Genomic DNA, 12,696 nt, shown 5'->3' on the forward strand with positions numbered 1-12,696 from the left:
ACAACCGAGCGGCGGGCGGCAGCCGAGCCCCTCAGCGCGGCTGGGACAAGCCGGAGCTCAGCCGCACCCCGACGAAAGGCAAGTCATGACCCCCGAACCCTGGCAGGGCGGCGAACCCGGTGAGCAGCAGGAGGGCGTCTTCGACCTCTCCACGCTCGCCGATGAACTCCTGGAGGCCGCGCGAAACGACCTGCAGCGCAAGGCGAGTCGGCTCGTCATACACGGGACCAAGCAGCGCGCGGTCCTGATGGCGATCCTCGCCGGGGGCGGGCTCGCCGAGCATTCCTCGCCGCCCGCGGCGACCCTGCACGTGCTCCGCGGCCGGATCCGGCTGTATGCCGGGGATGCCGCCGAGTGGTTCGTCTCGGCGGGCCAAGTCGTCGCCATCCCCCCGGAGCGGCATTCCGTCGACGCACTGGAAGACTCCGCCTTCCTGCTGACGGTGGCGCTGGCGAACTGACCGCATGTGCTCCTACTGCGGCTGCGAGGCGATCACCATCATCGGCCGCTTCATGGCCGAGCACACGGAGATCCGCAACGCGCTGACGCGACTGCGGGCCGGGTGCACCGCCCGCGACGCCGAGGAGGTGGTCGCGGCGGCGACGATCATGCGGGAGCTGCTGCACCCCCATACGGTCTCGGAGGAAGTCGGGCTTTTCGCAGTGATGCGCGAGGACGACCTCTTCACCGACCACATCGAGAGCCTGTGCGCGGAGCACGCCAGTCTCGACGATCTGCTGGAGCGGATCGCCGCGGGGGCGCATGACCGCTACCCCGAGTTCGAGCACACCCTGCAGCACCACATCGACCGCGAGGACAACGGGCTGTTCCCCGCCGCGCATATCGCCATGAGCGGGCCCGACTGGGAGCGCATCGAGGCGCTCACCCCGCCCCCAGCCTGACCCCTGCGGGCAATTGGAATACCGAGCGAGGTCCGAATGGCCGGTTTGACCGTTCCCGCCGGTCCTATTGGTATTCCAAATGTTCTCCCGCGGGACTAGCCAGCCAGTTGGGCGCCCTCGTGGTGCGGCAGGCTGTGGCCGAAGGCGCCGCGCTGGTAGTCCTCGAACGCCTGCATGACCTCGGCCTTGGTGTTCATCACGAACGGCCCGGCCCACGCAATCGGCTCGCGAATCGGCTGTCCACCGAGGATGACGACCTCCAGGCCGCGCTGGCCCTGCCCATCCGCCGAAGAGAGCGCGCCGAGGGAGATGGCATCCCCGCCACCGAGCACCGCGAGTCGCCCGGCCGAGATCGGCGTGTCCGAGGCGCCGACGACACCCCGGCCACTCATGACATACACCAAGGCATTGAAATCGGTCCGCCACGGCAGCTCCAGGCGGGCGCCCGGGGCGAGGGTCGCGTGGATCATCGTCATCGGGGTGTATGTCGCGCCCGGCCCGGTCTGGCCGGCTACCTCACCCGCGATGACGCGGACCAAGGCGCCCCCATCGGGGGAGCTCAGCAGGGTGGTCCGCTCGGCGCCGAGGTCCTGGTAACGGGGCGTGACGAGCTTCTGCGCGCGGGGGAGGTTGACCCAGAGTTGCAGGCCGTGGAACAAGCCGCCCGAGACGACTAACTCCTCCGGCGGCGACTCGATGTGCAGCAAGCCGGAGCCGGCGGTCATCCACTGGGTTGCGCCATTGCTGATGCGCCCGCCCCCGCCATGGGAGTCCTGGTGATCGAAGGTGCCGTCGATGATGTAGGTGACGGTCTCGAAGCCGCGGTGCGGGTGCCACGGGGTGCCCTTGGGCTCGCCCGGGGCGTAGTTCACCTCGCCCATCTCGTCCATCATGATGAACGGGTCGAGATAGCGCAGGTCCACCCCGGCGAAGGCTCGCTTGACCGGGAAGCCCTCGCCCTCATACCCGGACGGGGCCTCAGTCAGAGAGATGACCGGCCGCTTGCGTGCGGTGGGTGACGGCTGGTTGACGGTCGGCAGGACCGTCAGGTCGGTGGCGGTGACAGCAGGCACGGTGTGCTCCTTAACTATTTCGTTTTCAACTATACCTCGAAAGGGGTCGGTTCGGCGAATCGGGACGAGTTCGGCTGACTGGGACGGGCAGGCATCGGCTGGGTAGCGGCGAGGGGGACGTCGAACGGCCCCACCCGTGCTCGGGTGGGGCCGTTCTCGTGCACGTTCTCGTGCGCGTATGGGGAGGCTCAGGCGAGCGCGTCGACCTCCGACTTGATCGCCTCGACGGTGTCGGCGCCCATTATCGCACCGGCCATGCCCATCGCCTGCGCGACCGACATCGGCTTGACCATGCCGATCATCGGGTTGGAGGTGATGCCGGGCGAGTGCTTCTCGAAGATCGCGACGACCTCGGGGTCATCCAGCAGCTGAGCCATCGTGGTGGTGTTGACGTCGTAGCGGGCCATGGGCCTCTCCTAACTACCAGTGGGTAACTGTCGCTAACTCTACCCGCGACGAGCCGTTCGTGGCGTCCAGCTGCCGGTGTGACTGATGGCACCCGAGCCGCCCGGCCGCCCCGCCCCCGAACTTGAGCACGCCGTAATGATTTGAGCACGCCTTGGAAGGCGTGCTCAAATCATTACGGCGTGCTCAAGTTCGTCGGTCAGGGTGTTGCCAGACGACGACCCACTTGATGACTTAGCCTTCGCCGCGGTGGAAGCCGGCGCGTTGGGCGGCGTCCTCGTCGGTGAACCAGACGTCCGCCTCGGTGGCGTCGTACCAGTCCGAACCCGGCACTTGGTAGACCATGCCGTACGCGAAGACGCCCTTGATGGGGTGCCCGAGCGGCATACAGCCGTCCTCGTTGGGAGCGGCGGAACCGACGCTCCAGCCGCCGTCGACGACCGCGTGCTCGTGGCCCGTGGCGTCGCCGCTCATGCCGGGTGCATCCCAGGCGGACTGCCCGGCATCTTCGGACTCGCCATACACCTCGGCGCCCGCCTCCAAGTCCGCGGCCGGGGCCGCCGGGAGGTCATCGCCGAGCGGATCTCCCTCGCCGGAGTCGGCCGACGAGGCGGCCGCATAGCCGATCGCGGCGGCGCCACCCGCAGCGACGTATGCCGGCGCGTCACTCCCCGCCGAGTCGTCGGAGGAGCCGTCGTCAGTCGCGGCGTCGGCAGCGGGGCTGGCGATGCCGGCGTTCGGGTCCTGAGCAGTGCCCTCGACCCCGTCCCAAACCAACGCCACGTCAGCCTCCTCGACCATCGGGGCAACCTCGCCATCGGCGTATGCCGCGCCCGCGTCCGCGCCACCATCAGCACCGACCTCACCAGACGCGCCACGATCAGCGCCGGAGTCAGCGCCACCATCAGCACCGACCTCACCAACCGCGCCGCCGTCAGCACCCGCGTCAGCGCCACCATCAGCACCGGAGTCGGCACCGCCATCGGCGCCAGCGTCACCGATGGGCTCGACCGCGGCCGCCTCGGCGGGCACAGTCTCGATGATCTCGGCGGTGGGGTCCTGCGACGTGCCTTCAACGCCATCCCACGTCAGGGCAACGTCGGCGTCCTCGACCATCGGGGCTACCCCGCCATCGGCGTAGGCCGCGCCCGCGTCGGCGCCACCATCAGCGCCAACCTCACCCGCCGCGCCACCATCAGCACCCGCGTCGGCGCCACCATCAGCGCCAACCTCACCCGCCGCGAGACCATCAGCACCCGCGTCGGCGCCACCATCAGCACCCGCGTCACCAAGCGCGCCGCCGTCAGCACCGGAGTCGGCACCGCCATCGGCGCCAGCGTCACCGATGGGCTCGACCGCGGCCGCCTCGGCGGGCACAGTCTCGATGATCTCGGCGGTGGGGTCCTGCGACGTGCCTTCAACGCCATCCCACGTCAGGGCAACGTCGGCGTCCTCGACCATCGGGGCTACCCCGCCATCGGCGTAGGCCGCGCCCGCGTCGGCGCCACCATCCGCACCAACCTCACCAGCAGCACCACCGTCAGCGCCACCATCAGCACCCGCATCGCCGCTGTCGACGTTCAGCGCCACAGGGATCGAGTCAGCCCGGTCAGCAGGTTCGCCGTCCGGGTCAGCGACGACGAAGGGGGCACCATCGGCATCCGCATCAGCCCCGCCATCAGCGCCCGCGTCGGCGCCAACCTCACCAGCCGCGCCACCATCAGCACCCGCGTCTGCGCCACCATCAGCGCCAACCTCACCCGCCGCGCCACCGTCGGCACCTGCGTCAGCGCCGCCATCAGCACCCGCGTCGCCGGTCGAGACGACCTCGGCTACGACATCGTCGTGCGACACCTCGGGACGATTCTCCAGGGTCTCGGAAAGTTCAGCGAGATCCGCGGGCGTCTCGTCGTCGGACACGTTGCGGCTGGCCCAGTACGTGCCCGCAGCCGCCGCGCCCGCGCCCGCGCCGGCAGCCCCAGCCGCGACATCGCCCAGCCGGCCACCCTCATCGGCCGACGCCTCATCGACCGAAGCCTCAGCCACCGCAGACTCGTCCACCACCCGTGCCGCGTCGTCGGCTACCACGACCGACTCGCCATCCCCCAGATCGCCCGCCGCCACTGCGTCCACGTCCGCGTCCCGGCGGGCAGCGTCGTCCTCCCCGAAGAAGAACTCCTTCCCCTTCTCGATCAGGCTCTCGCCGTCGTGGTGACCCGTCAACCGGTCACGCCACGAGGTGCCGTCGTCGTTCTTACCCATCTCAACCTCCCCTGTTGTCGCGGGCTCCGTTGCCCACGCGCCTGTGGAAGCAACCTCGCCGACGCTCGGTGCCTCGTAGCTGGGCGGCTCCGGCGCTGCCCACGATTCCGTCTTCGTCGAGAGCCCCTCCCGGGCCTCGTCACGCTGCCACCACTCGCCGCCTGCCGGCTCGCCGGAACTCGACTCGGCAGCGGCCGCCTGCGCAGCAACCCCGTCCCCGACAGTCGGGTCATCCCAGTCACCCTCACGGGCGCCCGCCGCGGGAATCGGGTCGGCGAGCGGCATACCCGCCCCTGCCTGGTACTCGGGGGCCGCCCCAGCGGCCATACCCACCCCGGCAGCCCCCGCCACCGGAGCACTCCCCGCCGACGAAAGATCGACGGAGGCCGGCCGGTATGCCGCGGGGTCGATCGGGTCGGAGTGCATGACCGACGGCTGCGACGAGCGCCGCGATGACTTGATCAACCACCACACAAGGCCCAGGAATGCCAGGAAAATGAGGAGCAGAACGACATTGCGACCGGACACGGATCCTCCTGTGCGGGCAGGGCGTCGGCGCCAACGCCCAAACGAGCGAAATGGTGATGTCCACCACGTCATGGCGTGACCTTATTCCCCCCGGCATCACCCGTGGGGGGTGAGGGGTCGCCCTCTTCACCTTGCGGTGCCTCCGAGCGCCCCGACCCGGCGACGTTCCCACCCGTATGCCGCGCGCGCCCCTCCCCGGGTCGGGCTACCCTAAGTGCGCGCGAACCGGTCCTCGATCCGGTTGCGTGCGCCGGCATAGCACCGGCGTAGGGCCTCTAGCTCAATGGCAGAGCTGCGGACTTTTAATCCGTAGGTTGTGGGTTCGAGCCCCACGGGGCCCACTTGAAGGCCATGCTTCCGACCGGATCAGACCGGGCGAATCTCCAGGATTTGCAGTTCTCCGCCCAGGGTCACCGACGATCTCTTCGTGACCTCCGACTGCGTGCTGGTTGCGCTCCTAGCCGGCGAATAGCGCGTCACGCGACGCGGCGACTCCCACTCGATGGTCGCCGTGGCTGGCTGCGGCGTCAGGCGGCGGCGCGAGACGGGGTCATATATCGACGCATTAGAGCGCCAGAGGAACAGCAGGAAGGCGCCGTTGTTGCCGGCGAGAAGGGCAGAGCGCAGGTCGCTGGGTCCGCTCCGGACGGAGAAGGTGAGGGGCGCACCTGAGGGCCCGCGGTGCCGAGCCGTCTTCAGCATGATCGCGTTCATGTTTGCGAACGACTGGAAAGCCGGCTTGCGCGAAAGGTCTCCCCGCAACAGCCCGAAGTGGTGCTCCCGCAGGTTTCGACCAGCCGGGTTATCGCACAGTTCATAGATGGCCAGCTTGGGGACGTCCCGGATGAAGTACTCAAGCCACAGCCGGGGGGCATAGATGCCGGCCACATCTTCGGGGGTGTAGTAGTGCGGTCCGTGCCAATCCGAGGCGTTGTGCCACCCCGTCTCCGTGACGATGATGGGCTTGGAGCCACATACTGTGCGCTCGTCCCGCAGGACGTCGTCAGTTCGGTAGCCAGGCACGTAGCCACCGGTGTACAGATGGATATTGCCCCAGTCCATGATCGAAGACCGGTTGCCGAACTCCGCATATCCGGTCCGCATTCCCAGGGCCGGTCCGACGACGGCGAGATTGCGCGTCGCCGGATTGGCTTTGGCGGCATTCCACAAACGCGTCTGATGGGAGACCAGCTCAGCAACCCAATCGGAGCCGCCCTGCAGGTTCCACTCGTTCGGCCCTTCCAAGCTCATCATCGCCCCAGGCATGGACGACGCCACGAGAGCCACCAGCGCCTCAGGAGTATCCCGTTTGCCAGGGAGGTCGATCAGTCCGTTGGTCTTGATCCCATTCGCGGCAAGCTGGTTCACGAAGGCCACCTGACCCTTGTTGCCGGTGTGGATTCGAGAGCGGATCCACACGGCACCAAGATCCTTCAGCGCCCGGAGGACCGTTTCGCGCTGCCCATAGGGGCCTGAGGCGGTCGATGTCACGACGTTGACCCCGAACATATTCCTTAGAGAGCTCAGGGATCGTCCGCGTGACGTGTAGGTCCTGCCGAACTCAAGACCGGGTGCTCGCATGCCTGAGGCTGGAACCGCCAGTCCGGCCAGCCCGGACAGCGTCGTCCGGCGACTGAGGGCACCAACGGGCAGGTCGCCCTGCGGCGGCGAGGCGACGACGGCGTGGGAAGTGCGAATTGGCGCTGGCATGAGACCTTCCAGGGTCGGGTACAGGTCGGCACACCGAGGCGAAGCGCCCCGAGGCGACGCGGCGGACGCAATAACGTCTCGCGGACGCAATAGTTATTGCGTCCCTGCGACTCTATTGCGTCCGCGGGAAGTCGGCGACCCGGTGACGACCGAGAAGTCCCTAGCTAACCTCACCAAGCGGCCCCTTACCGCACCTCGTGGGCCCTCACCCAACCTCGCCTCACCTTCGCAACGTCCGGGTGGTGAGGTCCACGCCCGGGCTCACTCTTTCCAACGAGGCCACCAGGTCCTCCTGCACGGTGGCGGCCCGCAACACGGCGTCCCCCGGCTCCACGTCCAACACATCGCAGATGAACACCGCGGACGTGCTCGACTCGGTCAACCGGGTCCGCACGCACTGCCGCCAGTTCCACCGGCGGCAGGTCACACCGAGGTCGTCGCGCCAGACGACCTCCCCCGGCTCGGGCGGCTCCGAGGCGCGGGCGCCACCGGACATCACCTCGAACTCCTCGTCCCCGCGAGCCCGTACCAACCGGAGCGGACCGGCATACGCCTCGAGATCCTCACCCCCCAGGGGCGTGGCGTTCGCGATCGACACCGCGTTATAGGCATCGGTCAGCCGGTCGATCCTCGGCAGCCCATCCCCCACGCGCCGAAGCAGAGCCTCGACGGAACTCCGGGTCCGCTGCGGCTTCGCGCCGAACCCCCGATACGCCTCCCGCCAGGCCGCGACATGCCCGACCGCCTCGGGCAACCCGTCACCCACCATCGCCCGCGCCGACGCCTCGGCCTCGCGCAACACCGCCTCGCTCGCCGCATCCGACGGCCCCGGCGTCAGGCCCGTGGCCACCATCAGCACGGCCACATAGTCCGGCCGAAGCGCCCATACGGACTCCTCGACGTGAGCACCGTCGAGCCAGGACGAGGCGGACGTGGAATCGAGGTGGGGGATCGCCATACAAATCATTCTTCGGGATGGGGCACCACCGCGGGAACCCGGCCGCGGCCACCGCCGTTCTCGGGGCATGACGACCTCCCTCACGTGCCCGAAGTGTGGCTCCGCGATGCGGTCCTACGAGCGCAATCGCGTTCTCGTGGACCAGTGCACCGGCTGCGGCGGGCTGTTCCTCGACCGCGGCGAATTGGAGGCTCTGGTGGCCGCGGAGACCGCGTGGAATCAGAGCGCCCCGCCCGCGCCCCAGCAGCCGATGGCCCAGCAGTCGCCCGCCCCGCAGCCCGGCATCCAGGACGGCCGGGGATACCAGCAGCCGCCGGTTCAGGCGTATGGCCAGGCGCCCTACCGGACGTACTCGAAGGCGCCGCGCTATGCCACGAGCAAGGGCTACTACGGCCACCGGAGGCGTCGGTCCTTCCTCTCCGAACTCTTCGACGACTGACCCGCTCATCGCGCCGATGGCGCCGTCGCCTGCGAAACTGACGTCGTGAGCATGCCTCCCGGGCGCGATCGTCCGCGCCGTCCCGCCCACCTCAGCCTCGAAGCGATGACGAAGTATGCCGGGACCACCCCCGGCCCCGCCGAGGTCACCGAGGTCGCGCATCACAGTGCCGCCATCGTCCTCGGGGTGGGCCGCACCGTCGCCGACCCCGACGTCACCGCGCGCCTGGTCGCCCTCGTGGACGAACTCGGCCTCGACACGATCGCCGAACTCTGGTCCGTCATGCCGGCCGGCACCCTTCCCGGGGCGCTGTGGCGCCTTTATGCGCTGCGCGAGTGGGTGGGTCGCTCCCCCACCACCGCCAGCCGGGAGTATGCCGCGGGCATGCGCCACGCCCAGGTCAACCACGTCGTCGCGGGTCCCGCAGAACCCCCGGGTCCCGACGAGCTACGAGCTCTCGTAGACGAGATTCTCCGGCGCGTCTATCGCGGTGACCTCGCCGTGGCGCTGGAGCGCGCCGCGGCCTTTTGCCGCGTCATCTCGGCAGGCCGCGCGGAGCTGGCGCATGACACCGACGCCTACGACCCGCAACTGGCGACGCGGGAGACCGAGCAGGCGGCCACCTTGCTGACCACGGCCCGTGACCTCGATGCCGCCGCGGCAGCCTGGCGCGCCGGCGCCCTGCTCTGACGCGGCGACACAACGCCTGTCCCGGACGCAGAGCGGTCGTGGGGTATTTCGCTGTCGCCCGAGCGACGCGTAAGTACCCCACGAGATCCTGAGTCACCCACCGAGCTCTAAGCGCGGGAAGAATCCGGCGGCCGATGTGCGTTAACGTTGTCGCTGCGCCGGACCGCGGCAGCCCCGGGTCCCAACATATAGCCGCTACGAGCGGCCACGCGCCGTGAGGCGCTCCCGGTCCGGCGTATCAACCTCATCGCCCCCGCCGATCCGGCGGGGGCGATGCTGGTTGCGTGGGTCACGCAAGGGCCCGGCCCTCAACGCGCAGCACGTCCCGCACGCACTCAGGACCCCGCACGCACTCAGGACCCGAGCGCCTGCCCGATCGCGTGGATCACCAGCCCGGCGAGGGCCCCGACGATGGTGCCGTTGATCCGGATGAACTGAAGGTCGCGGCCGACGAACAGCTCGATGCGCTGCGAGGCCTCGTCGGCATCCCAGCGATCCACGGTGGTGGAGATGACCGTGGCAAGCTCATCGCCATACGTATTGACGAAGAACGCCACGATGTCGGCGAGGTGACCCTCCAGGCGCCCCCGGGTCTCGTCATCGGTGAGCAACATGTGGCTGATCTCGGCGAGCCAGGCGTCGCCGCGCTCCCACAAAGAACTCGTGGGGTCCGCGAGCGCGGCCAGCAAAGACGTCCGCACGGACGCCCACAGCGAGCCCACCGTGATCCCCACTTGGGGGTGGGTAAGTACGCGTTCCTTCAGCGCCTCGGCGCGCGCCTGCACTTCGGGGTTCTCGTGCAGGTCGGTCGCGAGTTGGCGCAGCAGCCCGTCGAGCGCCTGCCGGGCGCGATGGTCGGGGTCCGAGCGCATGTCCTGCACCCACGCCAGCGCCTGCTGGTAGGTCCAGTTGATGACGCGGCCGTCGACCCACGGCGGGGTCCACCAGGGGGCGCGCTCGTTCATGAGCGTCGAGAACACCTCGGGGTTCTCGACCAGCCAGTCGTGGATCTCCCCAAGACCGAGGTCGACCAGCCCGTGGTGCGCGCCGTCGTCGATGATCCCGGCCAGGAAGCTGCCGATGATCGGGCTCGCCGGCTCCTTGATCAGGCGCGTCATGAGCACCTGCTCGACGAAGTCATGCACGTCTTCGTCGCGCATCCGATTCAGGGCGACGGTCGCAATCTTGGCGCCCTCCTCCAAGGCCCGCTGCCGGTGGGCCGGCTCCCCCAGCCACGTGCCCAGCCGGATGCCGACATTGGCCGCGGCGAGGCGCTCGCGGGCGATGTCCTCGGTCAAGAAGTTGTCCCCGACGAACTCCTCCAGCGATCGGCCCAGCTCGTCCTTGCGCTTCTTCACCAGGGCCGTATGCGGGATCGGGAGCCCGAGCGGGTGCTTGAACAGTGCCGTGACCGCGAACCAGTCGGCCAGCGCGCCCACCATCGCCGCCTCGGCAGCCGTATGGACGTATCCCCAGCCACCGTCTTGGTGCTTGTTGGTGAGCACGAAGACCACAAAGGCCAGCACCAGGAGCGAGGTCGCGATGATCCGCATCCGCCGCAATCCGGCGCGGCGAGCGGCATCGGCCGGCGACTCCGTCAGGAAACTCACGTGGTCATCCTCCCCGACCTCGGTGCGCGGCGGCCCTTCCGTCGCGAACCCGCCACATCAACGGCCCGGCCGCACCCAGGATTCCCACGGGCAAGCCCCCGCAGCAGATCGGGAACCTCACCTGGGACAACCGCACGCTCCTGCGCAACCGCGCGATCGACATCTGGGTCCATCAGCAGGACATTCTCCGAGCGGCTGGGGAGCCGCCCGACGCTGACGACCTTCGGCGTGGCGGTCACCGCCACGAGCTTCGCGGCGGGTATCCCCTATGTCATCGGGCGCAAGGTCGCGCCACCGGTGGGCACGGTGCTGCGCGTGGTCGCCGAGGACATCGCGACCGCCTATGTCATCTCCGAGGACGGCCGCTGCGAGCCGGCCGACTCGGAGGGGGCCGGCCACGCCGCGGTCACCCTCGAACGCAATCGCGCCGCCCTCACCCTGCTTTGCGCAGGGCGGCGGACGTTCGCCACCCTGCCGGACGACGCCGAGGTGACGATCGAGGGGGGACCGGGAACTCGGCATACGCATCCTGGACGCGATGACGCTGCTGCCTTGAGCGGCACGTCCTCCCCGGGGAAGGGCTCAACCAGGGGGTATGTCGGAGCCGCCGCCTAAGCTCCCCGGCATGCGATTCGTCTCCCATCCGGCCGTCGGGGCCGACCTGACCTATGACGATGTTTTCCTCGTGCCGAGTCGATCGACGGTGACGAGCCGCTTCGACGTCGATCTCGCCAGCGCCGATGGGTCCGGGACGACGATTCCGCTGGTCGTGGCCAATATGACGGCCATTGCGGGGCGGCGGATGGCCGAGACAGTGGCCCGGCGGGGTGGGCTCGTGGTGATCCCGCAGGACATCCCTCAGGCGGTAGTCGCCGACGTGATCCGGTGGGTGAAGTCGCGGGATTTGACCTTCGACACCCCGATTTCGCTGCGTCCGGAGCAGACGGTCGGCGAGGCCCTGGTCCTGCTGACGAAGCGGGCCCACGGCGCCGCGGTTGTGGTCGTCGACGATCGACCGGTGGGGTTGGTGACCGAGGCCGATCTGACGCGGGTCGACCGGTTCGCTCAGGTGAGTTCGGTGATGTCGACGGAGTTGACGGTGTTGCCGGCCGGAGTTGCTCCCGAGGACGCCTACGCCCGGTTGGCGCAGTCGCGGCACCGGCTGGCGCCGGTGGTGCGCGACGACGGGACGCTGGTCGGCATCCTGACCCGGCAGGGAGCGCTGCGGGCCACGATCTATCGTCCCAATGTCGATGCGTCCGGCGCCTTGCGCGTGGCAGCGGCGGTGGGTATCAATGGCGATGTGCCGGGCAAGGCCCGTGCGCTGGTCGAGGCCGGGTGCGACCTGTTGGTGCTCGACACGGCCCACGGTCATCAGCAGAAAATGCTCGACGCCTTGGCCTCGGTGCGTGACGCGGACCTCGGCGTCCCGCTCGCCGCCGGCAATGTCGTGACCGCCGAGGGCACGCGCGATCTGATCGCCGCCGGCGCCGACATCGTCAAGGTCGGGGTCGGGCCGGGGGCGATGTGCACGACCCGGATGATGACCGCAGTCGGTCGGCCACAGTTCTCGGCGGTTCTCGAATGCGCCACTGCCGCAAGGGATTCCGGCAAGCATGTGTGGGCGGACGGCGGGGTTCGCCATCCGCGCGACGTCGCGTTGGCGCTCGCGGCGGGGGCCTCCAATGTGATGATCGGATCGTGGTTCGCCGGGACGTTGGAGTCCCCCGGCGATCTGTTCACCGACGAGAACGGCCGCTCCTACAAGGAGTCGTTCGGGATGGCGTCGGCCCGCGCTGTAGCCAACCGCACGGCCGCGGAGACCTCCTTCGATCGCGCCCGCAAGGCGATCTATGAGGAGGGCATCAGCCACGCCCGCATGTATGTCGATCCCGCCCGCCCGAGCGTGGAGGACCTGATCGACTCGATCACCGCCGGAGTGCGCTCGTCGTTCACCTACGCGGGCGCGGCGTCCGTGGCCGAGTTCGCGGAGCGGGCCGTTGTCGGGGTCCAGTCGATGGCCGGCTTCGCCGAAGGGAGGCCCCTGCATACGTCCTGGTGAGCGGAACTTGCGACCCCGCAGGCTGCTCGACGCCGCGCGCCCCAGCCCGCGCACCCG

12 protein-coding genes and 1 tRNA gene are annotated in these 12,696 nt (G+C 69.2%); 7 read left to right on the forward strand and 6 right to left on the reverse strand.

The genetic code is table 11. The features are described from left to right. Positions 1-85: 85 nt before the first annotated feature. Together BN13_RS01775 and BN13_RS01780 are read left to right on the forward strand one after the other, a co-directional pair. Positions 86-460: a cupin domain-containing protein gene (locus BN13_RS01775; protein ID WP_048543934.1), complete on the forward strand. Its 375-nt coding sequence runs from the start codon at positions 86-88 to the stop codon at positions 458-460. 4 nt (positions 461-464) lie between these two features. Continuing rightward, positions 465-902 carry a hemerythrin domain-containing protein gene (locus tag BN13_RS01780; protein ID WP_048543938.1) on the forward strand — a complete coding sequence of 146 codons (438 nt, stop codon included), beginning with the start codon at positions 465-467 and terminating at the stop codon, positions 900-902. Between the two features lie 95 nt (positions 903-997). Here the strand turns inward: BN13_RS01780 and BN13_RS01785 are convergent, their stop codons facing one another. The 3 genes from BN13_RS01785 to BN13_RS01795 all read right to left on the reverse strand — a co-directional run bounded on the left by BN13_RS01785 (position 998) and on the right by BN13_RS01795 (position 5,170). Then, positions 998-1,975, reverse strand: a complete 978-nt coding sequence (locus tag BN13_RS01785; protein ID WP_048543940.1) for a pirin family protein — start codon at positions 1,973-1,975, stop codon at positions 998-1,000. A gap of 188 nt (positions 1,976-2,163) precedes the next feature. Then, entirely contained in the window at positions 2,164-2,382 is a 219-nt protein-coding gene (locus tag BN13_RS01790; protein ID WP_048543942.1) for a hypothetical protein, read from the reverse strand. A 232-nt stretch (positions 2,383-2,614) separates the two neighbouring features. Beyond that, positions 2,615-5,170 carry a sunset domain-containing protein gene (locus BN13_RS01795; protein ID WP_048543943.1) on the reverse strand — a complete coding sequence of 852 codons (2,556 nt, stop codon included), beginning with the start codon at positions 5,168-5,170 and terminating at the stop codon, positions 2,615-2,617. Between the two features lie 269 nt (positions 5,171-5,439). Between BN13_RS01795 and BN13_RS01800 the strand changes: the two genes are divergently transcribed. Beyond that, positions 5,440-5,511: transfer RNA gene (locus BN13_RS01800), tRNA-Lys, on the forward strand. A 25-nt stretch (positions 5,512-5,536) separates the two neighbouring features. Here BN13_RS01800 and BN13_RS01805 read toward each other — a convergent pair. Beyond that, positions 5,537-6,589, reverse strand: a complete 1,053-nt coding sequence (locus BN13_RS01805) for a hypothetical protein (protein WP_162199897.1) — start codon at positions 6,587-6,589, stop codon at positions 5,537-5,539. A 511-nt stretch (positions 6,590-7,100) separates the two neighbouring features. Then, the gene (locus BN13_RS01810; RefSeq protein WP_048543947.1) at positions 7,101-7,838 is read right to left on the reverse strand and encodes a B3/B4 domain-containing protein; all 738 of its coding nucleotides are present in this window, start codon (positions 7,836-7,838) and stop codon (positions 7,101-7,103) included. Between the two features lie 67 nt (positions 7,839-7,905). Here BN13_RS01810 and BN13_RS18210 point away from each other — a divergent pair, with 67 nt between their 5' ends. Both BN13_RS18210 and BN13_RS01820 read left to right on the forward strand, forming a co-directional pair. Next, complete coding sequence (locus BN13_RS18210) at positions 7,906-8,277, forward strand: TFIIB-type zinc ribbon-containing protein (protein WP_084733505.1); 372 nt, start codon at positions 7,906-7,908, stop codon at positions 8,275-8,277. 51 nt (positions 8,278-8,328) lie between these two features. Further along, positions 8,329-8,967, forward strand: a complete 639-nt coding sequence (locus tag BN13_RS01820) for a hypothetical protein (RefSeq protein ID WP_048543949.1) — start codon at positions 8,329-8,331, stop codon at positions 8,965-8,967. Positions 8,968-9,320: 353 nt separating this feature from the next. On the opposite strand, the gene BN13_RS01825 is transcribed toward BN13_RS01820, so the two are convergent. Next, the gene (locus BN13_RS01825) at positions 9,321-10,577 is read right to left on the reverse strand and encodes a DUF445 domain-containing protein (RefSeq protein WP_048543951.1); all 1,257 of its coding nucleotides are present in this window, start codon (positions 10,575-10,577) and stop codon (positions 9,321-9,323) included. 228 nt (positions 10,578-10,805) lie between these two features. Here BN13_RS01825 and BN13_RS01830 point away from each other — a divergent pair, with 228 nt between their 5' ends. After that, positions 10,806-11,192, forward strand: coding sequence for a hypothetical protein (locus BN13_RS01830; RefSeq protein WP_048543953.1), 387 nt, complete (start codon positions 10,806-10,808; stop codon positions 11,190-11,192). A gap of 10 nt (positions 11,193-11,202) precedes the next feature. Beyond that, a complete protein-coding gene (locus BN13_RS01835; RefSeq protein ID WP_048543955.1) occupies positions 11,203-12,639 on the forward strand; it encodes a GuaB1 family IMP dehydrogenase-related protein in 1,437 nt (478 codons plus the stop codon). Positions 12,640-12,696: the final 57 nt, after the last annotated feature.

The sequence above is a fragment of the Nostocoides jenkinsii Ben 74 genome (genome assembly GCF_001046875.1).
Lineage (GTDB): Bacteria > Actinomycetota > Actinomycetes > Actinomycetales > Dermatophilaceae > Nostocoides_A > Nostocoides_A jenkinsii.

Coding starts and splice junctions, on each gene's coding strand:
- BN13_RS18210 (WP_084733505.1), top strand. CDS start 7,906: ATGACGACCTCCCTCACGTGCCCGAAGTGTGGCTCCGCGATGCGGTCC.
- BN13_RS01835 (WP_048543955.1), top strand. CDS start 11,203: ATGCGATTCGTCTCCCATCCGGCCGTCGGGGCCGACCTGACCTATGAC.
- BN13_RS01780 (WP_048543938.1), top strand. CDS start 465: ATGTGCTCCTACTGCGGCTGCGAGGCGATCACCATCATCGGCCGCTTC.
- BN13_RS01775 (WP_048543934.1), top strand. CDS start 86: ATGACCCCCGAACCCTGGCAGGGCGGCGAACCCGGTGAGCAGCAGGAG.
- BN13_RS01810 (WP_048543947.1), bottom strand. CDS start 7,838: ATGGCGATCCCCCACCTCGATTCCACGTCCGCCTCGTCCTGGCTCGAC.
- BN13_RS01820 (WP_048543949.1), top strand. CDS start 8,329: ATGCCTCCCGGGCGCGATCGTCCGCGCCGTCCCGCCCACCTCAGCCTC.
- BN13_RS01790 (WP_048543942.1), bottom strand. CDS start 2,382: ATGGCCCGCTACGACGTCAACACCACCACGATGGCTCAGCTGCTGGAT.